A 24,103-nucleotide genomic window follows, 5' to 3' on the forward strand; every position below is an offset into this window, starting at 1 on the left:
GACATCAGTGCTCGATTACCAGTAGCACCATTTTTGACTCATCAAAATTGTCTCTTACTACGTGGTTTCTGGCAATCTATCTCATAACGCAAGCCAAAGAAGGAATGTCCGCCCTTAGTTTGCGCCGGTTCCTGGGCATATCAGTCAATGCAGCTTTTAAAATGAAACACAAGCTGCAGCACGTGATGAAGAATGCTGATGATCAACTTGTCCTTGAAGGCTTCATTGAACTGGTTGACGTGTATCAGATGTCAATTACTTTGTCCGGTTCGCGACAATTATCTTGTCCGGTTTTAGGTTGCCGGTTTTCTTTGCTTTTTTCCTGCTAATTTTTCTAGTTTTTCTGCTCCATTTCAGTGACTTTTCAGATGGACCAATAGTTGACAATCGATGGACTGTTGTAGTCGTCCTGTCCTTGAGGTTCCTATTTGGCGATGCTCAACAAAACCATTCTGCCCGTTAATCTGGTCGATTTACTTCCGAGGGAAGCGGAAGTAAAAGACCGTTCCGAGAATGGGCCCCCAAAATGCTCGTCGGAGGATCGGTCTTTTACTGGAGCGATTTTGCGGCACTGTCATGCGTTATCCTCGGTTATGATAGCTTGTGGTTACGTGCCATGGCCTCTTTTTTCCTGAAGCTATCAGCGTCAATTTCAATGATGCTTGCATGATGCACAAGCCTGTCGATGGCCGCGACAGTCATTGTGGTATCGGAAAATATCTGATCCCAGTTATTGAAAGAATGGTTGGCAGTGATAATCATACTGCCGGTTTCATATCGATGAGCAATAAGTTCAAAAAGGACATGGGTTTCAGCCTCGCTCTTTCTAACGTAGCCGATGTCGTCCAAAACGAGAATCGCATACCTGTCCAGCCTGGCCAAAAGTCGTTCCAACTGGAGCTCATTACGGGCCCGTTGCAGTTCCTGCACGAGTGCTGTCGCCTGGTAGTAACGTACTCTCGTGCCCCGTTCGATAAGCCCGTTGCAGATGGCGGCGGTCAAGTGGCTCTTCCCAGCACCGCTTGGTCCAAAAAAAAGAATGTTTTCCGCCCGCTTCACCCAGCCTGTATCAGAAGCCATCGCCTCGATCTTTCCCGCTTCAATATCCGGCAGGCAGCGAAAATCAAAAGAAGAAAGCGTCTTGCCAACCGGAAGTTTTGCTTCTTTAAAGTAACCGGCTATGCGGCGGCTATAGCGTTGGTTTACCTCTTCTTCGCATAAGGCGGTAAGATACTGCGCCGGATTCCATCCTTTCTGCAATGCCTGGTCTAAATAATTCTCCCAGAGCCCAGCCATGCCCGATAGTTTCAATTGCTTCAGTAAAACAGGCAAACTCGCCGTCTGAACCATCAGTGCACCTCCAGCGGACTGGCATTTTTCAGCAGCTTATCATAGCTTGACGGCAGTGGCTGTTGCACGGCAACATCCGGGATGTTTTTCCTTTTCTTGTCGAATTTATGCTGTAACTGGAGCAGACTGGGGACTATGTTGCGCACCATCGTTGTCTGAAGATACTCTCCCAGCTGCTGTTCGCAATCTGCCCTGGCGGCCAAGGCCAGGATGCCAACCATTGTCTTACAGGCCTTACGGGGCTCCATTTCCCCGTCAAGCCAGGCCCACAAAGATTTATACATCTCATTGGGCAGCAAATCGTCGCGAAGTTGCGAATATCTGAAGGCTTGCGGTTTCCGTTCAAGGCCAGCAATGACATGACGGTAGTCCACCTGTCGGGCTCGATGATTATGGTCAGAGGCAAAAACTCGAGCCAAGGTAACCGTATGAGTCGCTCCAAGGTAGATAGCCAGTCGGTTATCGTAGATATGCACACGAAGCGATTCGCCAATCAGACGGGACGGTACCGTGTACAAAACACGTTTCACCTGGATGGTACTCGATGTGCTGACCCGCACCACCTGTTCAGTGTAATCGGCGGTACGGTGCAGAGGAAGGGAATGCAAGTGCAGACGTTCTTCCTCTACCTTGTCTTTTTTGTGTACGTTGATATCTCGGACAATGCCGGCAAGAAAATCGGCATACGCTGATTCTGAAGAAAAATCAGAGGAATCACGGAGCAGCAAGGCCTGGTGAATACGCTTTTTCAGATGGCCGTGAAGTGATTCAATTGCCCCATTTTCATGACCTTCACCACGGTTATTGCGGGTCGGCTCCATGCCGTAATACCCGCAAAGCTCTTCATAGCGCAGGGTTACATCCTGCACGGCATCTTTTGCCAAATTGCGATACGCTGCTGACAGGCTGTCACTGCGATGTTCACGGGGAACTCCGCCCAACCGCCAGAGAGCATCCTGGAGGCCTTCGGCCAGTGCGGTGTAAGACTCGCCACCATGGACGATATTTACTGAACACCAACCACTGAAAGCCAAACGAAAATGATACAGCAAATGGGTAAACGGTTGGCCCTGGATGGTAATTGTCACTTCTTTTAATTTTGTGAAATCAGAAAGCCCCATCCTGCCAGCTACCTGCTCCTGCCGAAACAGCACATCCTTATCCGCGCCGTACAGGGCCTTCCATTCGCTTACTCGACGCTGGAATGTCCGCAGTTTACTGTCTTGATATTCGCCGGGATGGTCTTTCTGCAGCTTATCAAAGAGTGTTATCGGCGACAACTGACAGTTCGTACGGAGCAATGGTTCTATCTCCTCTGTCCAGACATCAACAAAAGGGTCTCTTCGGGTTCGCCAATACCTTTTTGAACGGCTATCCGCCTGAAGCTCACCCTTCTCGATCCTGCGACCGGACCGCTCAGACATTCCGGCCTTGGCTGCCGCTGACTCCTGACTTTTTCCTACCTTGCGTTCTTCCATGTATAACTTGACCTGTTCTGAAATTAACCGATTGCCTGACACCAAAAACCTCCGGGGGAGTGAATTGTTTTTGGGTCGGACTATACCAGCTGGAACCGGACAAGATAGTTGTCATCTACCGGCCAAGTTAATTGTCACATAATAGACGTGTACTGGGGCGGCAAGAAGAGTGGTGGTAAACGAGGTCGAGGAGCGCCAGGTAAAACACCGTTCCTTGCTGCCGTTTCACGTAACGAACAAGGCCACCCTATTCATATGAGGATGAGTAAAATAAACGCCTTCAACTCATCTGAGGTAACATTTTGGTCTCAGAAGCACCTTCATCCAGATGCGGTGGTTATTTCTGATGCTTTCAATCCCTTTAATTGCTTATCCGATCTCGTAGCTTTTCATGGCAAAATCAAAACCTCTGGAATTTACGAGAATCCTGACAACAGGATCTTTCACTGGGTCAACACCATGATCAGCAACGTAAAGAGGGCTCTTCATGGAACATATCATTCTATAAGCTCAAAGCATTTACCTCGTTACCTGGCTGAATTTTGTTTTCGATTTAATAACAGGTTCTATATAGGTGCAATGATAGGAAATTTGATTAAGTATGCAGCCAATACGAAGCCTAGACCCCTGCGCCTATTAAAGCTTGCGGAGTAAGAGGGGTAATCAGATTATCATTTCTAAAATTCAAGGCAAAGCTTGGGATATCTTATTCCGACCAGAAATGTGATGACCGATGGTCTCGAATGCTTGACTGCTTTTAAGAAGAGCGATCATGAGCATATTGTCTTTATAACCGGTGGTAATCCTGAAAGTGTTAAAATGCCTGAATTTAAATGAGTAAACACCATCACTGACAACGTTAAGACCGTTTTGCAAGGGAATTTCAGACAATCAGTAAAAAACATTTTCCACGCTACCTCGCTGAGTTTTGCTACCGATTCAACCGACGCTAAGACTTAAAACAAATGATAAACGATTTGCCTACATCGCCTTTAGAACCACGCCCGCACCTCAGCGCGGTTGCTGAAAGTGGCTGAGTGATGTGCATAATCAGAAATGTTTTTTACTGACACTATGATATGTTGATATTTGCTACGAATCGAATTCTTCACATTACCGATGATGATATTGGGCCATGTAATCGACCGAATATTCGTCATATTTCTGCCTCATCCGGTAACTATTGTTTCATGGATGTGTCCACAGTCGTCTAATAAACTGAAACAAGCTCAACAAGGCTTGCCTTACTTGGTAGTCAAAAAGTATAAAATATTTAATGACAGTATAGTATAGTGTTGTTCATATTTCCTATGGTACTATTTTTATGGATTCTCCACATTTTTTGTTTTTAAATTGGAATGACTAAGCAGCTCCTGACATCTTTGAGCTCGATTGTTGGAGAAGAAGTTACAAAATTTGGCCAGAGCTTCATTCAATGAATTGCGACCATCGCACGCGCTAACTTTTATATTAAAGGGTTATGTAAGGATAATATGATAGCTGCAAATGGCTTTATAATAGAGATAACCAGTGACAATCATTCAACTCTCTGCAGTATAAAACTTCCAGAATACCCTGACATATCATCTGAAAGTAAAAAACTTTCTAAAGGTGTTACACTAAGGACTTGGTCGGCACCTATAGGGGATGTAAATTGTATAAAGAGTTATGCCGGTTATTATATTATTTTAAATGGTTATATTTCGAGTGGGCCTGGATTTCAAAGAGGAAAAACGCAAATTGATAATTGTATAAGAATCGGAGAATTATTCGATAGTGAAAGAGGGATTGACCGACTGAAGAAACTTGTAACTAATTTGTCTGGCTCATTTACAATAACTGTTATTGATTGTCATAATAGACGAGTGTATGCAGCAACGGATAGGGTGGGATCAAGGCCGTTATGGTATTCAACCAGTGGAGAGAGTTTGTTGGTTTCTTCTCATTCAGTGGCTATCGCACAAAGTCGAAGAAAAGTAGCATTTAGCCCTGGGGGCGTTGCATCGTTTTTATTATATGGAACACAAGTCGAACCCTCTAATTGTCTTTTCCAAGATATAAATAAAGTGAAAGAGGGAACGTTTACGATACTGTCTGTGGAGTCCACACCATGTGTTCATGCATATTATAGTTTTAAGCACTCCCCTGAAAAACGTCACAGAAAAGAATGGGTTGAAATTGTTGCAAATAGGCTGGTTAATGCTGCAGATAATTTAATTGAGAGCAATCAAAAAATTGGTCTTTTCTTAAGTGGAGGTGTTGACTCTCGATTGATTCTCACTGCCCTTATATCTGCTGGCATTAAGCCCGTTTTGATCACGCTGAGTGACTCCCAGAACATTGAGACAAGGGTCGCGAAAAAGGTAGCTACATATTTTGCACTTCCACATGAGATTATAATAAGGGACCAAGATTGGTATTTGCGCAGTTTACAGAATGCTGTTTATGAATCCAACGGAGTGTATAGTTGGACTCATGCACACTTTCGTGAAGCATGTCATAAAATGTATCAAAACCACGGAGTGGACACCTTTCTAGTGGGTGATTTATCCGAAGCCTTTAGTAAACTATTTTCGAGGATGCCAGCATCTGCAGTAAACCTTTGGCATAGCCGTGAGTTTTTACGGAATTTCAATTCTTTAATGCTTCCACTTTATACTCCAAAGAATAAGGCGCGAACGCTTAATCTACTAAAGCCTGAGTTTCGTGAGGCTGCCGTTCATGAATTAAATAAAGACATTGTTACTAGGTTTAGATATCTCCTTGATTGTTCTACAGATAGTTTAATTATTATGGATCAATTTTTTCGGTGGCAAAATGCAAATTGCCTTCCCACGTATGAAATGCTTTTAGATGTGAGGTCAGCTGCACGAGAACGTAATCTAATGTTTGATTTACAAATGCATGAGCTTATTGAAATTTTACCATCGTCAATACGCAACCGCAGCAATTTCGGTAGTGACCTTATAAAAAAGCTAAACCCAGGTGTTGCCAAATTGATTAACAGTAACACCTTGCTCCCGCTCGGTTGGCATCCTTCTCTTCATCGATTGGCCCAACAGGCACGGCCTTGGGTTGGTAGGGTGAGCAGATTTATGAAAAATAAGGAACACAGAAATGAAGGTTCGTGGCCCTCTAAAGCCTATTTATATAGAAAGGCTCCGAATTGGCGGACGAAAATTGAATCAATTATTTCAAACCAATCACTTTTTCCTCAAGAAATATTTGAACAAAGTAAGATTCATAATATTTTGAAGTCACTTGACGATGGAGATGTTTCCGCTCAGTATGATCTGGAACGAATTGTAAGTATCGGAATAATAACTGAATGGATCCTCAACGACTAACGTTTTAATTGTGTTTCAATTCTTATACGGATTATACAAGTTGTTTGTCGTTCAGATTCAAGCGGCGATTTTATATAATATTGGTTTTCGAAAATATTATATAAATAGATCTGCTAATTCAGGTATGTTTTGAAATAAAATAAGTAATAAGTTCCTTTTTATTAAATTTTTAAATTTCAAAAAGCCTAAATCTAATCAACAGGCCGACAAATTGCTTTCTGAATGGAATTATTGATACTAGAGACTTTTATAAAGGCACGCAAAACTAAAGAATCCAGTAGAATTAAACCAACCTACGGTATACTGAAAAGTATCAGTATTTTCTTTTTTGGACCGTTTCAGCATAAAATGCAGAGTTAATTTCTAATCTAGGGATAATATATGGACTTAACAATTATCACGGTAAACTGGAATGGTGAAGAATTTATTTCTGCTTGTTTACAATCGATAATGAATGCCAGACAAAATTTAAAAATTCAAGTAATTGTAGTCGATAATGCCTCTAAAGACAATAGTGTTGCGCTGGTGAAAAGAGGTCACCCGGAAGTTGAGCTTGTTTGTTCAGATAAAAACCTTGGTTTTGGAAAAGCTTGTAATCTTGGACTTAAAAAATCTTTAGGGGACTTGGTGATGTTTTTAAATCCGGATGTATCTGTCGCAAAAAACACACTGAGCACTATTGTCCATTTTTTTAGCCAACATCCTACTGTTGGGGGAGTAGGGTGTAAAATAAAAGGTATTGATGGTCAAGTGCACCCTTTAATGATTCAGCAATTTCCCTCTCCATTTCTCGAGTTTATAAAGCTTTTTGCCATTAACAGCAAAATAATGAAAGCTATCGGTATTCATCTGCCTCAAAAAAATCCTTCAATTTCAGGTGAGGTAGTGAAACTTTCCGGGGCTTGTTTCACCATACGACGGGAAATATTAATAAAACTCAATGGATTTGATGAACGTTTCTTTATGTATTGTGAAGACGGTGAACTCTCCAAGAGAATTGTTGAAGCAGGTTGGGAACTTTATTATCTCGCAGAAACTGAAGTGGTGCATAACCAGGGAGCATGTTCCAGAAAAGCACCGAAAGGATTCTCTACTTTGATGCAGTGCAATTCCTTCGAAAAATATATTGAAAAAGAATACCATCGATTTGGGGCATTGCGCTACCGTTTCTATATGTTTATTGGAAGTCTACTCCGTATGTCAATCAGTATTACAGCAATTATCTTTGCTTTATTACTTAAACGTAATTCGATGCAAATATGGGAACGTCGCATTGCTAAGAATTGGCTTATATTTAAATGGAGTATCTTTCTTGCAAAACCCGATATTCCCGATTGATTTATTAATAAATACATTTTTTAGTCGGCGGCGGCAAATAAACTACCCTATTGAACAGACAAGATAATATGCAAAAAATGTATCAAAAAAGGACTTATAAAATTGTTAAGACAAAAATTTAATATGTTTAATTCTCTTTTTTGGAGAACAATTCGAAATAGATTTATATCCCAAAAAAATAGATACCTGGCATCGAATCCTAAGTTTAGCAAATTTGATATTGGTGAGTGGACATACGGAACTCCAAATGTGTTTTTAGGAAGAACACATGGCAAATTACGAATAGGAAAGTATTGCTCAATAGGTCCAAATGTTGAAATCGTCTTAGTTGGTGATCACCGGACAGATTTTGTCACCACCTATCCATTTTCCGTGTTTTTTGAAGAATGCAATCATCTTACGGGATTCCCTCGGCACCGTGGTGATGTTGTTATAGGTAATGATGTTTGGTTGTGTTATGGGGCTCGCATTTTATCTGGTGCCACTATTGGAGACGGTGCTGTAATCGGTATGGATGCAGTGGTGACGAAAGATATACCATCCTACGCAATTGTGATAGGAAATCCTGCAAAGATTATTCGTTACCGGTTCAAACCAGAGATTATTGAAAAATTGCTCTCAATAAAATGGTGGGATTGGCCACATGAAAATGTTTTGAAAGCTGCCCCCTATTTGGCACATGAAGATATCGATAACTTTATAAAATTTGCGTCGTCAAACGTTGATGATCTGAGGTCAGTTCGTGAAGTATTCAATAATAAAAAACAGTGATACAAGAATCTCTAAAACTAGCTTTGGGCGTTCAAAATTTGGTGGTATTGGAAGTTACATACTACCGATCTCAACCTACTTCAAGAATTTTAATTTATTGCTAAATTGTTTCAAATATTTAAGTTCTCTTAAAATAACACTCCTAAAAAGAAACAATAACAATAAATTGAATAATAAAAGAGCAAGGCCAATGACCAACCACGAGGCGTTGCAATTTATTTGAAATAAAGCCATCCTGAACATATTTGCAGCAACCAGAGAAATCACGAACAGACTCATTGGTCGCAAAGACCAGGAAAACGGAATACCGACATGCAATTTGTTCAAAAGCAAGTTAATAAGGTATGCTGCTGCTTCTCCCAAGGCCCCAACAATGGCGACCCAAACGAAATCCATTTCATGAACTACAACAGGGACAATACCGGCTATTGACAAAAACCGAATGATATTTGTGTACATAAGAGTTTTTGTTTGGCCCATCGCAATGGTAATATTTGCCGGCACCATTCGCAACAACCTGATTGCCCATAAAACAGTCAGCCAAACCATTAGCACTGCCGCAGGACGATAAGTTTCTCCATAAACCAAGAGGAGTAATTTGTCTCCAGAAATAATAAAAATGCCTCCAAATACACTGGCAAGTAAAGCCATAACCTCATTATAGAAGCTGGCTTTTTCCTCAAAGACAGTTTGAGAACCTTGCAGCTTTGACAACACAGGTAGCGCCAGAGAAGAGCTAATCTTGCCCACCATCATCACAGGGCTCATCACTAACATAAAGGCCGCCGAGTAATAACCGACATGAGTCATATCATATCCGCTACCAAATAGCTTCTTTGCCGCCCCCATGATAAAACGATCTCCCTGTAAGATGCCAAACATTAACAGTCCATTTACGAGCAACGGCGCCCCAAAGGACCAAAAACGCTTAAGGTTCTGCGTGTCCCTGTTCCACCGATATTTTCTCTCTGCAACCAACTGAGTCCCAACCATAGAAAGAAATTGTTTTATGAGAAGCAAGGCCAGCATGGCCCGATAATCACCGTACCATTTACCGATGGGCCATGCGAGGAGCAGAACAATCAACTGAGTACCCATTTCAATTGATGCCCCTGGCCCAAAACGCATATTCCTTTCAATTCTTTTCTGGTCCATGTGACAAAAACCATTAAAGAGAGGGACTAACGCCAAAGCATAAAATGCCCCGGTGGCATCAGGAATATTAAAAAGATACGATAGAAATGGAGCAGAAATAACTATTACTGTAGCACCCAGCATACCACGTAGAAACAGGACAAATTGAGCAGTCTGCTGAAAACGTGGTTCATTACCGTCCGCAGCCTGTACAAGTAAAACACCCGGGGAAAAGTTGGTCATCATTTGAATAAACGACACCACCATAACAAAGATGGCAGAAATACCAAAATCAGCTGGGCTCACTATCCGCGCAATAAGAATATTCCGCACTACTGAGCAACCTTGGCTTACAACCTGGGAGAGGCCTAAAACTGCTACTCCTCTAAATAACTTCCTCCTGAGGTCCATTATTCGTTACACCATCCCCATCACAACATGCATAGTTGATCTAATTTGATGTACAATTATCAGTTTTACCTGGTCCACTTACCTCATTTTTTTCATAAATATCGTATTCTGACCAAATCGGTTTTCTTTTTCCTCCACTAGTTTTTTCCAATTCGATCACTTTCTTGATATTTACATCCACTTCATTGGAGAGATGCTTCCCGAGAATGTTATGAATATGTTCAACATATTGCGGTTGCATCACTCCGCGACAGCATATTCTCACCTCCATCTTGTTTGGACCGGTTTGCACGACTTGCCAACCGTCGATTTCCATAGAACCAAACAAAAGAGTAAGCGCTGGTCCAGAAATTGATTGGCCGTTAGAAAAGGTTAATATATCAGCCGTTCGTCCTTCCACAGAAGAAATCAAAGGAAACGAAGAATCACAGGAGCACAACTCGTCACCAAGCGTCACTAAGTCGCCATTTTCATAGCGAATAAAAGGTGTCGATCTGTTCCATAAATTGGTTATAATCAGGCGACCTTGCCCTTCGCAATCAGTATTATCGACTTCAAGAACTGATTGAAGGTCATTATAGTGAAGTCCATCATGAAGTGAACACTCATAAGACTCATACCCTCCGTCGTTGCAACCAAGATTGTTGAAAACAGGACAATTGAAGTAGTGTTCTATGCCATCCCGGTATTGTGGTAAAAGCATCTCCGCTGTAGTGACAATTGCTTTGAGTCCATCATAAACCAGGCCAAGCTCCGAAAGATGTTTGCCAAAAAGATACAACACTGAAGGGTAACCATACAAAAACTTTGCATTATGTTTACGAAGACGATGATAATAATCCCTTGCTAAGGCAGGAGACATAACAACTCCATATAAAAAAAGCCGCCGGTGCAACTTAGAACGGATTCGTGCTTCAAAAGACATCCTTTCAGGGACTAGTGACCCTCCTGCAATAACCCCAACTGGGTCTCCAAAAACATACCCGGTTTGCGACCACCCCCATAGATGAAAAGCTTCAGCGAGGGTCCATTGCTCCAAATCTCGATTATAGTGAACAGGCTGTCCGGTTGTGCCACCAGTATGCCATTTTCGATGTTTTATTGAGTGTAAGTTATCTGCGCTGACTTGAGAAGCATTTGCACGAAACACATCTTTTGTAAGGACAGGGTATCTTTGAAGATCCTCAAGACTTCTGATTTTAGTATATTGCACTCCATGATCCCCCCAATACTCACGATAAAAAGGAACATGATTCCATGCAAATTCAATAATTTCCTCCAATCTCTTAAGACGCCATTCACTTCGCTTCTGAGAAGACCACGACTGCATCTCTAATAACCATCTATACATGCCAAAGACATCCAAACCATTTATTCGATAAAATAAACTGACTATTGCTTGGAAACTTTTTGGGTGAATCTTTGCCATAATATCCAGCCCTCTATTACACTATTTATTGAACCACCTTGAAGTCGGAAGGACGACTAAGCCCTCCAGTGATCCCACTGTATTGATAGGCCCCTATGTCGATTGGTGATTGGAGTGGACGTAGAGTCCTCACAAAATCCTCAATAAGTAAGTTGTTGGGTTCCCCTTTCATTATTGCATCTGTTGAATCTTTTGTTAAGCGGTAGTTTCCTGAACTTACGTTAGCACCCGAAACAGGCAAATTCAGAAACTTCGGATCTCCGCTGCGTGATTTAGCATCCTGATTGTCGAAGTTCGTTGATGCATATTTTTGCCACTCAGCCAAAGTAAAATTAGCTGTTCCATATCTGATGACACTACTTTCCACATTAGTTCGATAATAAAGATTGTTGTCAACAATTGGCATCATTGATGGTGTTATTGAGTTGTCATAATAGATAGCACTCACCGCTGAATTTTTATTCATCTGCACAAAAATATTGTCTTTGATGGTATGTCTTATATAGGCCGTATCTAGTTGACTGCCAAAATACAAAGCAGTTGTTCCCACAACGTTACATCCAGTTCCGGAAGTATCATAAAAAATAAAAGTGTTCCCAAGGAATTGGACGTTACTTGCCTCTGGTACAGAAAATCCCCTGCCAAACGGGTTAACTACTATGTTATTTCTCACTGTAATATTATAGGTATCGTCTTCAAACTGCCCTAGCCCAGAACCGTTTGCACACTGAAATTCCCTATCCGAGTAAATAAAATTCTTCTCAATGACAATGTCATGCGGATCATCCTTCTCGTCTAAGAGATTATTATTGTTTCCATAAATATGAAACCAATTTCCTGAATGACAACGACCGTAGTTTTCATCTCCTTGAAGTTGCCAACCATCATGAACGGTATTCCCACTCATAGTAACCCCGCCAACACCTCCTGTGATTGAGAATGCTACAGAAAAATGCCCCTCCTGCTCCCCGGAATCTTTTCCGCCTATATCATTGTTCAAAATTTTAATATTCGAGCCACGCCAAACCCTTATTGCAAACTTACCCGCTGCATATACTTCATTGTTTTGAATAGTAATATTTGTATTGCCATCATAGACCTCAATACCTATCTGACTCGCTATTCCGTTGGGGGCGATAGTCGATGAGTCACCATCTGATTCTGCACCAACGCAGCACCCATCATCCCAATTTTCAGATCCATGTATTTTATTCTCTTCAATTATTATATCATCACATTGTCGATAAAGTCTTATCGCACCCATGTCATAAATCGAATTACTACCATTATACTTCGCACTTTGGCATTGACCAGAGCGGTAAACCTTTGCATATCCATTCTGGGCAGATCCATTAATTAAACTAGATGAATTATAAGTATTCTTAACATTAATAATTTCAAAACCACGAATCGTTACATGGCTGACTTGTTTTGCGTTGAACGCGTGATAGAATTGGGCATTACCATCTATAATTGCCTGACCACTCCCCCAAGCCCCTGTAGTGTTCCCATCGTATACAACACGACGATCAGTACTCGTGCCAGAGTGAACTAAAATTTCACCTGCATATGAAACACCACCCTTGAAAATTACTGCATCACCTCCTGTAAATGTTTTTGTAGCTGGATTTCCAATAGCATTTATGTCTCCTGGGCAATGTTTCCATGGTGTTAATATAGATGTTCCATCATTATAATCGTTACCATTTAAGTAATCGATATAGAAAGTACCGCCAACCGCCGCAGAAATGCTAACTGAAAATAGGCTAACGCCAAGACAAAACGTAATCAACAGAGTCTGATATCTTTTGATAATCATGATTTTTTCCTTTGCTTACATAATTTTGAAAAACAACTAAAAACCTGGCACTTACCATGTCTTCTGTACTGTGCTCGACAAGCAAAATAGCCAAAAAAATGCGGCTAAAAAGACCGGTAAATTATCCGACAATTTTGAACTCGAAAACTCCTTGATTTTGCCAGCTCATTTTTAAGCAATCCACCAGAAAATGGATTCTATCCAATTGCCCACAACGCTTCTCTGATATTTGCCTTCAGGATTGGATATAGGGTTACGCACTAATGCCACATCAACATGCATGCACCGTTCCATGTTGCACAAGTTTTTAATTTGAATAGCACATCAATGCACATCTTTTTTGGGGAAGGTAGTCTTTCTAAAACCCATATTATCAGATCGAAATTCACCTATTCCACTTCCATTTTCAACATATAGTTTAATAGCTACTTGCAAAATTAATACATCTCCTCGCTTCTCTTTGAGAATATTTTCACGTGACAAATACCCAGTTTTATTACTACTTCTCTTAAAAAGAAGGCAATAGGAATTATCTATATCTTTTCTGTCAATATCTTTGTTTACTTTATCATTTTCCAGCATCCATAAGGATAACCAGTTACCAGAGAATTAAAAAGGAATCGAAAGTATCGTCTAAAATGTGAGGCCCGGTCAGTTTTCAATAACTATAAATAAAACAAGGTAGCTAAAGGGGAAAATGTTGATACTGATATGACTTTTCCTCAAATAAGCTGACAGAGTGACGAGTATAAAATTTAAGCAAGATAGTTGCAGTTTTCTCAATATGGAGATCTTTTCCAGAGCTTCTACAGGCACGACTATGGACATTTTTCCAAAAATCCGTTCAGATTATTAACCACAATTGTATTTGGAGTTACATTTTCGGCAGCCATTGCGTCGACTCCAACAAAACCTTCCTTTAAAATTGTTATTCAGCCTTTTTCCAGCAACCACAAAGGAGTCCAATTGCCCAAAAGTGAAAAAGAATCGAATGAATCGTCCAAAAGGATGCCTGGTACCGGAACGTCAATGACGTTATGTTCGATAAGATATTTAAAAGGGAAAAATTTACTGAGTGTGAACTTCTCAAAATAATCGATACCGATGTTACTTTTCAGCCAATAGCCGAAAAGGCTAAAAACAATAGCTGTAATTCCCAGGGCACCATATGCTAACTTCCTTTTCTTCTTTCTGACCTTCATTTACGTACTTTCAGGATGCGAGCCGGATTACCCACCACCACCATATTTGGCGGTACATCTTTAGTCACAACTGCACCTGCTCCAACGAGCGCCCCTTCTCCAATAGTCACTCCGCAAAGAATAGTCGCATTTGATCCGATAGATGCTCTTTTCTTAATAAAGGTTGGTATGCATTTCCAGTCAGCCTCGGTCTTAAGCGATCCGTCTGTGTTGACTGCCGCGGGATCGAGATCGTTAATAAACATAACACCGTGTCCGACCATAACTTCATCTTCGATTGAGACGCCTTCACAGATGAAGGTGTGGCTTTGGATTTTGCAACGTTTTCCGATTGTGGCGTTTTTTTGAATTTCGACGAATGGGCCTATTTTTGTTTCATCGCCAATTGTGCAGCCGTAGAGGTTGGTGTAGGGGGCGATGGTTACGTTTTTGCCTAGTTTTACGTCTGGGGCGATTTGATTGTTTGGGTTGTTTTTTGGCATGGGAGTTAAAGGCTCAAAGGCGCAAGGGCTTAATGGCTTAGGGGGTTAAGGGGCTTAAGGGGCTTAAGGCTCAAAGGCTTAGGTTTTTCTTCTTGCTTGGATTAGGCGCATTAGCATTGAGGAGATTATTTTACATTCTTTTTCTATGTCCTCATATGTTTTTTTGTCAATGTAGCTGATTTCAAATGCTATGAGTGATTGCGTTAGTAGTTCTGCTGTGGAACCTTTTGCGTAGTAGAAATGTCGTATTGACTGCTTATCTGTATCTAGTTCGTCTCCCTCGGCAATGTTACTGGGAATTGAGATTGCTGCACGTCGGATTTGATCTTTCAGGCCGTAGTCATTCGCTAGTTTGCCATTATTGGTTAGTTTGTAAATGTGTACGGCTAGTTCTTTTGCTTTTTGCCATACTGTTAGTTTTTGAAAATTTCCCATGGGGGTGGTAGAGGGCGTAAAGGTTTAGGGTTTAGTGGCGTAAAGGGCTTAGGGGCACAAAAGGCTTCGGGCTTAGAGGCGTATGGCGTAATGGCTTAGGGCGAAAGGACCTTGCGCCTTAGGCCTTACGCCTTTAAGCCCGTATGCCTTTACGCCTTTTTTACTGCCTCTTTGATTTTTTCCGCTACGTATTGAATACTTTCTTCCTCCAGTTCCGGAAACATCGGCAACGAGACGAATTCCTGGGCGCATTTTTCAGCGATGGGGAAATCTCCCTGGTTGTAGCCTAAGAATTGATATGCCTCTTGCAGGTGGAGCGGGACGGGATAGTGGATGCCGCAGGTTATGCCCTGCTCGGAGAGGTCTTTAATCAGCTCGTCTCGATTTTTTGTGCGGATTGCATAGACGTGGTAGACATGTTTTGCGTAATCTGCTTCTAATGGAATGGTTATCTCCGGTATCTCTGTCAGGAGTTCATTGTAAAGTTTGGCTCTGCTGCGTCTGGCATCGGTCCAGGCAGGGAGATGGGGCAGCTTTACATCAAGAACTGCGCCTTGGAAGCCATCCATGCGGGTATTCCAGCCTATTATTGCGTGATAGTATTTTTTTCTTTGGCCGTGGTCGCGAAACATGCGCATTTTATCGGCAAGTTCCTGGTTATTGGTGATCACAGCTCCTGCCTCGCCATATGCGCCGAGGTTTTTTCCAGGATAAAAGCTGAAACAACCGGCATCTCCAAGCGAACCTGCTGGGCGGCCTTTGTATTCTGCGTTATGGGCCTGACATGCGTCTTCGATGACCACAAGGTTATGTCTGCGGGCTATGTCCAGGATAGGATCTACATCAGCCGTCTGGCCAAAAAGATGGACCGGGATAATGGCTTTTGTTTTGGGGGTAATGGCGGCTTCTATAAGCGAGGGATCTATATTGTAGGTTTGTTCATCGATATCAACAAATACCGGTGTAGCCCCACAGAAGCTTATCGCTTCCGCCGTAGCAATAAATGTCCCTGGGGAAGTAATTACCTCATCGCCTTTGCCGATATCCAGGCCTATGAGAGCCATCCAGAGGGCGTCTGTACCACTGCCGACGCCTATGGCATGATCGCATTGGCAGAAGCTGGCAAAATTCTCTTCGAATCTTTTCACCTGGGGGCCACCGGCAAAGGAGGTGTTGCTTATAACTTCCTGTAAGGCCGTGGCGATTTCATCTTTTATTGTTTCGTATTGGGCAGTTAAGTTTAGGAATGGGATGGTCATGTTAATTTTCACTTTAAAGGTTGAAGTAAGGGCTTAAGGGTTTAGGGGTTTAGGGCGTAAGGGCTCAGGGCGTAAGGGCTCAGGGCGTAAGGGCATAAGGCTTAGGGCTTAGGGGCTTAGGGGCTTGCACCTTTACGCCTTTTTAAGCCTTTGCGCCTTTAAACCCTTACACCTTTACGCCTTACGCCTTCACGCCCCTAGCGTCAATATGCTCCTTTTTTTTCGAGAACCACAAAAATGGTTTCAAAAAGGATATTAAAATCCAGTACGAGGTTCCTGTTGTATATGTAGTATAAATCCAGGAGGATCATGTCCTCAAATGTAACTTCGCTCCGCCCGGTTACCTGCCAAAGACCGGTAATTCCAGGTCGAACGGACGTGCGTTTCTTATGCCAATCATTGTATATCTCAAACTCGTAAGGCAGGCATGGTCTCGGTCCAACAAGGCTCATAGAACCGAGCAAGACATTGATCAATTGCGGCAACTCATCCATGCTGAACTTTCGTATCAATCTGCCAACCCTGGTGACCCTTGGATCGTCGACAATTTTGAGTGGAGTTTTTTCACTCCCGTTATTATCGATCTCTCCTTTTATAAGTTGCGTTACGTAGTCTTTATGAATTTTATTGTCCGACTCTACCCTCATGGAACGAAACTTGTTCATCGTATAAGTCACTCCATTCTCACCTATCGCCAGAAACCGGTATAAAACAGGTCCTGGTGAATCACGTTTGATGGCCACGGCAATGAAGAGTAATAGCGGTGACAATAAAAGAAGAAGAGGCAGCGATATCAGTACATCAAAACAATATTTCACTCGATTAAACAATCCGCTGTGTTTCTGGGAGCAAAGCAAAATCATAGGCATGCCGGAAAAGTTCTCGAGAGACAATTTCATCTTAATGATCGGCAGCAGCTTTGGCGAGAACCATGCATTGATTCCAGCTGAAGTACAGTAATCAAGTATGGAGAACAGGCCCGTTTTATCGATGCTTTCATCAGTGATGATAATGTCATCAATGTTATATTTTTTTACTATATCTGGAAGATTGTCGATGCTTCCCAATTGCTCCTTGATAAAATTTTTCTTGAATCGAGTGAATTTAAGATCGCGGTTCGCTTGCACTCCCAGGGTTCCGACAACCCAAAAAGGTGCATTGTTGGCAACGATGTGACTCGTTATGTTAGCCACATCACTATCGGAGCCTATTATGACAATCTGTCTCCTAAAACGTCGTCTCAGCCATTTGAAAAAAACAATATGGACCAGAAAGAGTCTATTTATTATCAACAGAATAGAAGCGAGCAAGAAACAAATAAAAATAACAAATTCATTCGTCATGCAAACCGGTATACCATTTTTGCAAACCAAACCGGTTATTCCGAAAAAGAAAACGGCCATACCAAAAGCCATCAGGAAATCGAGCAAATGGCTCCAAAAATATCTACTGAGAAACAGACATACAATTGCCCCGCATAGTAATGTTATGAGAAAGAGTGAAAAGTTCGTCTCCAGCAGAGTAGAACTATTAAGGAAAAAAACTATAAGGCCAAGAGTCAGAAAAGACCATCCAGAAGCTTTAAGCAAATTTTTTATATGTTCTTTTCGCGAATAAAGGAAATGGTAATTATAGAGGCGATAGCTCTGAAAAAACGAAATAGTTACCAGGCTCAGGACGATAAAACCGATTGTCGCTTCGATATCGCGCCATAGAAAAAAACTCCATCCTGTCAGCCACAGCCCTAGAGAGAAGGCTCCAGCTGCCACAGCTAGATCAGCTGCTAGTAAAATGAGATTATAACCATCGGATGCTGATAATTTATTTTTCATTAACAATTACTTATGGGTAATTATCTGGCCTTAGACAGGTACCGGTCAAGGGAAACAAATCCCACTAAAAAGACGAGGAAAACGCTCCAGCTTATAACAACATGGGGCCTATATTCTGCCAAGGTCGGACTTATATAATGTGCAGCAAGAATAATGGTTGCAATCCGAACCATACCGGCAAGAAGAGCCAGGGGGATGAACCCGAGCATCACTACCAGGCGACCAACCATAGTTTGCTTGAAGCCTGCAGCATAAAAAAGGAGGCAGACAAAATAAGAAAAGAAGTACCGTATTCCACTGCAACTATCGGCCACGAATAGAGTTGTTTGTGATAAATGAATATAAAAATCGTCCCGGTAAAGTTCCACTCCCAGAAATCTTGCGATCTTAACTGCACCCCATGTGCTGCTCAGACGAATCTGCTCAGCAATTGCGGCATAAATTGCCAGTGGGATCGGTGTCATGGTCACAAGAAAAAACAGAGGGAAAGCAGTTTTCTTAAATATCGCGCTTCCAAAAAGCAGGAGTATTAGTCCTCCGGATATACAAAGCAATGACAGAACCGCAAGGATCAGGAAGTACTCTGTATATTTGCTGAGAAAAAAAAGAATAATACCTGTCAGGGTGACGAGTAGACCAGACAACCAATTGGCTTGAAGTGGCAATTGTTTTATTTCGGCAAATCTACGCCACAGTATATATCCAGAGAAGATTGGAACAAAAAGCCCGATGGAACTGTCGTTTCGCTGCAGGACTGCTGAGAATACAGTCACTAAGGCAGGACGATAGAAAGTTATCCCAAGGCCGGAGAGGATGAGGACAAAGATTAAAAAACGGATAAATAAACGGCCTCGTCCGTCTGAAGATATACTATTTTTTATCATTTTTATATGAACCCACCCTCTTTTCTCTGACTTGAGAGATGCAGGAGCCAACCAAGAGTCAAGGAGGGTCCAACATGTCAATAAAATTACTGTATCACAATTTTGATATCGTTAGTTAGAGATTTATTGGTACTGAATATTTTGCGGAAAAAAAAAGGCAGAGCCGTTAAGCCCTGCCTCGTGTTTCCGATTTGCCGGAAAATTAAGCAACTATTTTTTTCCTGCGCATCGCAGCCAGCCCGAATATCCCAAAGCCAATAAGAAGCGTGGTGGCTGGTTCGGGGACGGCTTTTGCTTTCACCAGGTAGTCTTGATTACCACCATTACCTAAGGCTCCATCTGTTGGGTTAACGGCCACTAGCCATTGATTAACATATAATCCATTATCCCCTGCACGTTCCCATAACCCATTATCACCGTTTTTTGCCAATACCCCGTACGTCCCATCTGCCAAAACCCCATACGTATCATCTGTAAAAATAGTTCTATAGTTTGCAGTTTTGAGGACGCCAAGGATCTCCCATATTGCTCCTTGCCCTAATGTTTTAATATCAGCTGCAGGATTATTTTCATAAACAGTTGTCTTTGTAGCCCAGTCGGCTATCCATGTGACAAGCTTTGCTGTCTCAGCATCCATTTTGTCAGTGACAGAATAAAAACCGAATACATCAGTATATGGATTCAAATCATCATGTGATATGCAAAAGGTCTCTGATGGAAGCTGATCAAACTGTATCTCCCCACCATCTCCTTTCGTATAAGCCGTAACTTCATAATCGCCTAAATAATTAGTCCCAGTAACTGTAGGATATTTTGGATCGATTGTCAGAGTACCGGTACCAATAAAAGCTGCCAGGGCCGTTAACGGAAAAAAAAGGGCCAGCAATGAGACCGCCGCCAAAAACTGTTTCTTCATAACTCACTCCTTGTTGATTTGTGTTGACCTAACTGGTTTACATTTCTAGACACTGGCTTTTGCATTTTACGAGCCAAAAAAGACAACGCCAGGGCAATTTTTTAACTTATTGAAATTAGGTTTTTTTCATTGAGGCGGTCAGCGAAAATATGGAAAGGGCAAGGATTTTTTCCTGAATAACGGAAAAATGTTGCGGAAATATGGAGTAGGATTGATTGCGCTAAGAGTGCCTGCGAACAGTTTTGAGGGCCCTGTTCCGACTTGATCAATTAGTGACAAAAATCTGCAGATATGGTTAATAAGGAAAAGTTAGTTAAAAGTTAACATCTTTGGAAGGAGTTGATTATGTTACGAATACTGATATTTTTCTCTTGCCTGCTTATGATGGGTGGCAACATGGTGGCGTTTGCCGCGCAGTCAACGGTAGATGTTCCCGTTTCGGCTCAACAAAAAGATTCCGCACTGAAGGAAATACTCGGAGCCGATGGAAAAAAAATGCAGCGTGAGCAGGCATATGTTATCGGCATTGGCGACATCCTTTCCGTAGGCTTGTACGAGGAAGGAGATATGTCAGCAACCGCAGCAATGAAACAGCCAGGTGAAGGTGCAGGGGGAACTCAACCGGGCATCCAGGTGATGATGGATGGCCGGATATCGCTGAAAGATATTGGCGATGTGGAAGTTTCCGGCCTGACCCTTGCAGAACTCGCCGACTATCTCAAAAAACTCTACTCTAAAATCTACGACAACCCTATTGTCATCACCACTCTAGTCCAAAGCAACAGCCTGAACTATACGGTTATGGGCAAAGTCCTGAAACCCGGAATTTTCAAACTTGAGCATCCAATGACCCTGGTCCAGGTGGTTGCCCAGGCTGGTGGATTTGACGAGTGGGCCGGTCGGGAGATTACCGTTGTCCGAAAAAATGTCAGCAAAGAGGACGCCCCACTCTTTAAGAACAATACCCTGAAATTTGACTATGCCGATTTCATCGCCGGCAAGGCCCTCGATCAAAATATTTTTGTCCGCTCCGGCGATATTATCATTATCGATTGAACGAGGTGCCCCGGTCAAAAGCGGCCAGAATTGCAGGTGCATTCCTACTCGTAATAGCCGCCATAATAAGAACCGTAGCCTTTGATGATCGACTCCTGCAGGGGATTGATATATTGATCGTTAAAGACCACACCCAGTATCCGTTCTTCGCCGATTATATTGACAATTTTCTGAATCTGGGCCCTGCCTGAGCAGCTCTGGCGGACGACCAGGATCACCGCATCGACCTGTCCGGCAAGCACACTCGACTCCGCGGCTACCAGCAGCGGCGGAGTGTCGAAAATAATAATTCGATCCTCATACCTGCTGGATAATTCCTCAACCAATGCAGCCATCCGGGTTGAACCGAGCAGTTCGGCAGGATTGGCGGGCGGTTTGCCACTCGGCAATACCGACAATGATTTGATTGCAATTTTGGCGATCAGCTCGGGTAAGGCGGCCTCATCCAGCAGGTAATCAACCAGCCCCCGGCTGTTGTTCAGCCCAAACATCTTTGCCATTGCCGGCTTACGCAAATCACAATCAACCAGCAAGGCATGTTGATCCAACCCGCGGGCCAGTGATATGCCCAGATTAGCCGTTACAAAACTCTTGCCCTCTTTGGGAAGAGCAGAAGTTATCATAATGGTTTTTGGCATCGTCCTGCCATCCAGAGGATGAAGGATACGTGATCTGAGCGTCTTAAACACCTCCGGCAGATAGCTGTCATCGTTGACTGCCTGGTAAAGACGTTCGTCCCATTTACCACTCTGACTATTGCCTCGTTGATGCTGCGGGGTAACTTTTTCCTGGCTGGAGACTGGAATTGGTTCTGCTGGATATTGCTTTAGTTGTTGTATTTTTCTCTCAGCTACCTGCCGTTCGAAATCCTGATCGTACTGAGCTTTTTTGAGAACTTCCGAAATTTTAGCCATGTTGGTCTTTTAATCCTTCTTTCTTCCCAAGGTTGATGGTGTCGTAAAAACACATCATCTTCTTCGTTGTAGCGAATTTCACTATCATTACGACGTACCTTAGTACGCCGAAATAATAGTGAAATTCACACGCCTCGAATATGAAGCTTTTTACTTAACCATCTCAATTTTGATTTTTTTACGAGTTTGTCAAGATTATTGCTTTCAATAATACGACGCATGGCTGCGGCTACTGTTCTTAGTCGCTTCATTAAGCTTACGTTTATTTCTATTGAATGGCAAGAAACCGTGCTTCAGACAATAATCCGTCCCTGCTTCCAGAGAATACCAAGTGCGGCAACAAGGACTACTGCCCAGGTAAGAAAAGAAGCCGTCCCGACAATTGTCCAGATGCGCTGCCTGACTATTTCTCTTTTCAGCGGCAATCGAGGAATGGAGCAGAGAACCTCAAAGGGAAAAGCTGCATCGAGTTGTTCCGGAAATCGAAATGAAGTGTCTAATTTTTCGAGCAGGAGCGCCCCGGCCCCGCCGGCACCGCACCCCAGCAACAGGACAAGGCCCATAATCTTGAGGAAATTGGGTTTGACCGGTTTGATCGGCGACTGAGCAAAGTCCTCAATCTTGAATTGACTGCCCCGCTGCTTTCGTTCAAGGTTCAGTGCTGATCCAGCCTGGAGATTCTGACCCATAAGAAAATCATAATGGCGTTTCAGTTCCCCATATTCCCTGGTCAGCGCAGACCACTCAGCCTCCCGTACAGGGGCCGCGGCAATCCACTTGTCATACTGGTCGATCTGTTTTTGGATATCTTCCTTTTCTTTTCTGATATTCGTGATACTGGCACTAATGTCTTTGAGCTGGTTCTGTAAACTTACCAGGGTTTTATCAGTCAAATCATCAGCACTGTACGTTTTTGAGGAGGATGCAGACTTTGGTTCAGTCTGGATGGATTGTTCGAGTCTGGCAATCTTGTTCTCAAGGCTCTTGATTTTCGGGTGTTCTTTTTTATATTTCAGTCCCAGGCGTTGCAGTTCGGCCCGCAGCTGCTCCAGTTGTTCCGCCGGGCTTAATATCTGCACCGAATTGCCTGCGGTAGAAGCAAGATTTGCCTGTTTAGCTTCCAACAGCTCTTTTCGGGTAGCAATCTGATCACGCAGCATGGCATATGTCTGTTCCTGGGTCTGAATGGACTCCTGCCGGCTTTGATAATTGTTTTGCAGGGCAATTAATCGCGCCATATTGGTCTCGCGCTGATCGGCCATTTCATTAAAATATTTGAGCTTGTAATCGCGCATGACCGCTTCTTTACTGTCGAGCATCTTCTTGGCCATGTTCAATTCTTCCTGGGTATACGCTGAAGTTTCAGAAGCTCTGTCTTCACGATACTTCATGTTTTCGCCAATGAATCTTGCTGCCAGAGCATTGACAACCCTGGCTACTTTGTCGGGATTACCCCCCATATAAGATATGGTAAAGGTATCCCCGTCTTTTGATGGAGTTATCCTGATGTCTTTGCGCATCTTTTCGATAACATCTTCCATAGCAAGAACTTCTCTTTCTGTCTGGTACAAATTTTCATCGGTAATAATCTTTTCAAGGCTGGTCCTGCTGGTGACAATCTGGGTTAAGGTGCTGACGACATCCTGCAATTTTGATTTATCATCGGGCAACATTCTCCCGGTATTAACCATTTGCTGTTGATAACTGAGTAAACTGTCACTCTGGTACACTTTCGGTTGGATAAGATAAACACTGAGCCCTACTGTTAAAGCAGTGAGGATGCAACTTGCCAGAAGCGCCTTTCGGCGGACGGCAATGTCAATCAATTGTACTATCAATGGTACCGGAGATGTTGCCATCTCTTGCATTTGCATCTCTTCCATCTCTTCCGGTTGCTCCCTTATTCAATTTCGATCATTTATCCAGCTGAGAAAGTCAGCTAAGGTAAAGCATAGAAGAAATAGCATTATTTTTCAAATGAAAGATGAAATGCGTACATATGGGCTCAATTATCTTTAGCGACGATATTTTTGCAGAAGAATATTA

General features: G+C 42.6%; 20 protein-coding genes and 1 pseudogene. 6 read left to right on the top strand and 15 right to left on the bottom strand.

Translation table 11 applies throughout. The annotated features are described in order from the left end of the window. Nucleotides 1–245 (top strand): annotated as a pseudogene (locus FCL47_RS25110) (IS1595 family transposase); the annotation flags it as partial. Between the two features lie 346 nt (nt 246–591). Here FCL47_RS25110 and istB read toward each other — a convergent pair. Continuing rightward, on the bottom strand, nt 592–1,350 hold the full coding sequence (gene istB / locus FCL47_RS15185) for an IS21-like element helper ATPase IstB (protein WP_136814377.1): 759 nt from the start codon (nt 1,348–1,350) through the stop codon (nt 592–594). Next, a complete protein-coding gene (istA, locus tag FCL47_RS15190; RefSeq protein WP_136814378.1) occupies nt 1,350–2,870 on the bottom strand; it encodes an IS21 family transposase in 1,521 nt (506 codons plus the stop codon). The genes istB and istA overlap by 1 nt, the downstream gene beginning before the upstream one ends. A gap of 105 nt (nt 2,871–2,975) precedes the next feature. On the opposite strand from istA, the gene FCL47_RS25675 reads away from it, so the two are divergent. From FCL47_RS25675 to FCL47_RS15210, 4 genes are all read left to right on the top strand, one after another. Beyond that, entirely contained in the window at nt 2,976–3,482 is a 507-nt protein-coding gene (locus FCL47_RS25675; RefSeq protein ID WP_370459565.1) for an IS1595 family transposase, read from the top strand. Nucleotides 3,483–4,321: 839 nt separating this feature from the next. Further along, a complete protein-coding gene (locus tag FCL47_RS15200) occupies nt 4,322–6,175 on the top strand; it encodes an asparagine synthase-related protein (protein ID WP_136814380.1) in 1,854 nt (617 codons plus the stop codon). Nucleotides 6,176–6,556: 381 nt separating this feature from the next. Further along, nucleotides 6,557–7,513 (top strand): glycosyltransferase family 2 protein, encoded by a 957-nt coding sequence (locus FCL47_RS15205; RefSeq protein ID WP_136814381.1) that lies wholly within the window; start codon nt 6,557–6,559, stop codon nt 7,511–7,513. Nucleotides 7,514–7,636: 123 nt separating this feature from the next. Beyond that, nucleotides 7,637–8,284, top strand: coding sequence for a CatB-related O-acetyltransferase (locus FCL47_RS15210; RefSeq protein WP_205747344.1), 648 nt, complete (start codon nt 7,637–7,639; stop codon nt 8,282–8,284). 75 nt (nt 8,285–8,359) lie between these two features. Here the strand turns inward: FCL47_RS15210 and FCL47_RS15215 are convergent, their stop codons facing one another. From FCL47_RS15215 to FCL47_RS15265, 11 genes are all read right to left on the bottom strand, one after another. Beyond that, nucleotides 8,360–9,829 (bottom strand): oligosaccharide flippase family protein, encoded by a 1,470-nt coding sequence (locus FCL47_RS15215; RefSeq protein ID WP_136814383.1) that lies wholly within the window; start codon nt 9,827–9,829, stop codon nt 8,360–8,362. Between the two features lie 40 nt (nt 9,830–9,869). Continuing rightward, nucleotides 9,870–11,258 carry a phenylacetate--CoA ligase family protein gene (locus FCL47_RS15220; protein ID WP_136814384.1) on the bottom strand — a complete coding sequence of 463 codons (1,389 nt, stop codon included), beginning with the start codon at nt 11,256–11,258 and terminating at the stop codon, nt 9,870–9,872. A 25-nt stretch (nt 11,259–11,283) separates the two neighbouring features. After that, complete coding sequence (locus FCL47_RS15225; RefSeq protein ID WP_136814385.1) at nt 11,284–13,077, bottom strand: right-handed parallel beta-helix repeat-containing protein; 1,794 nt, start codon at nt 13,075–13,077, stop codon at nt 11,284–11,286. 324 nt (nt 13,078–13,401) lie between these two features. Beyond that, entirely contained in the window at nt 13,402–13,659 is a 258-nt protein-coding gene (locus FCL47_RS15230) for a hypothetical protein (protein ID WP_136814386.1), read from the bottom strand. A 350-nt stretch (nt 13,660–14,009) separates the two neighbouring features. Next, entirely contained in the window at nt 14,010–14,279 is a 270-nt protein-coding gene (locus FCL47_RS15235; protein WP_136814387.1) for a hypothetical protein, read from the bottom strand. Beyond that, nucleotides 14,276–14,761 carry an acyltransferase gene (locus tag FCL47_RS25445; protein ID WP_136814388.1) on the bottom strand — a complete coding sequence of 162 codons (486 nt, stop codon included), beginning with the start codon at nt 14,759–14,761 and terminating at the stop codon, nt 14,276–14,278. Before FCL47_RS25445 ends, FCL47_RS15235 begins: the two co-directional genes overlap by 4 nt. Nucleotides 14,762–14,839: 78 nt before the next feature. Continuing rightward, a complete protein-coding gene (locus FCL47_RS15245; protein WP_136814389.1) occupies nt 14,840–15,196 on the bottom strand; it encodes a four helix bundle protein in 357 nt (118 codons plus the stop codon). 149 nt (nt 15,197–15,345) lie between these two features. Further along, complete coding sequence (locus FCL47_RS15250) at nt 15,346–16,455, bottom strand: DegT/DnrJ/EryC1/StrS aminotransferase family protein (RefSeq protein ID WP_136814390.1); 1,110 nt, start codon at nt 16,453–16,455, stop codon at nt 15,346–15,348. A gap of 203 nt (nt 16,456–16,658) precedes the next feature. Beyond that, on the bottom strand, nt 16,659–18,287 hold the full coding sequence (locus FCL47_RS15255) for an exopolysaccharide biosynthesis polyprenyl glycosylphosphotransferase (RefSeq protein WP_136814391.1): 1,629 nt from the start codon (nt 18,285–18,287) through the stop codon (nt 16,659–16,661). Nucleotides 18,288–18,307: 20 nt separating this feature from the next. Next, complete coding sequence (locus FCL47_RS15260) at nt 18,308–19,171, bottom strand: exosortase/archaeosortase family protein (protein WP_136814392.1); 864 nt, start codon at nt 19,169–19,171, stop codon at nt 18,308–18,310. A 202-nt stretch (nt 19,172–19,373) separates the two neighbouring features. Beyond that, nucleotides 19,374–20,087, bottom strand: coding sequence for a PEP-CTERM sorting domain-containing protein (locus tag FCL47_RS15265; protein WP_136814393.1), 714 nt, complete (start codon nt 20,085–20,087; stop codon nt 19,374–19,376). Between the two features lie 345 nt (nt 20,088–20,432). Here FCL47_RS15265 and FCL47_RS15270 point away from each other — a divergent pair, with 345 nt between their 5' ends. After that, a complete protein-coding gene (locus FCL47_RS15270) occupies nt 20,433–21,143 on the top strand; it encodes a polysaccharide biosynthesis/export family protein (protein WP_136814394.1) in 711 nt (236 codons plus the stop codon). A gap of 44 nt (nt 21,144–21,187) precedes the next feature. Here the strand turns inward: FCL47_RS15270 and FCL47_RS15275 are convergent, their stop codons facing one another. Further along, nucleotides 21,188–22,057, bottom strand: coding sequence for a polysaccharide biosynthesis tyrosine autokinase (locus tag FCL47_RS15275; protein WP_136814395.1), 870 nt, complete (start codon nt 22,055–22,057; stop codon nt 21,188–21,190). A 293-nt stretch (nt 22,058–22,350) separates the two neighbouring features. Then, nucleotides 22,351–23,931, bottom strand: coding sequence for a hypothetical protein (locus FCL47_RS15280; RefSeq protein WP_205747335.1), 1,581 nt, complete (start codon nt 23,929–23,931; stop codon nt 22,351–22,353). Nucleotides 23,932–24,103 lie beyond the last annotated feature (172 nt).

Origin of the sequence: Desulfopila sp. IMCC35006, from assembly GCF_005116645.1 — a bacterium.
Classification (GTDB): Bacteria; Desulfobacterota; Desulfobulbia; order Desulfobulbales; family Desulfocapsaceae; genus Desulforhopalus_A.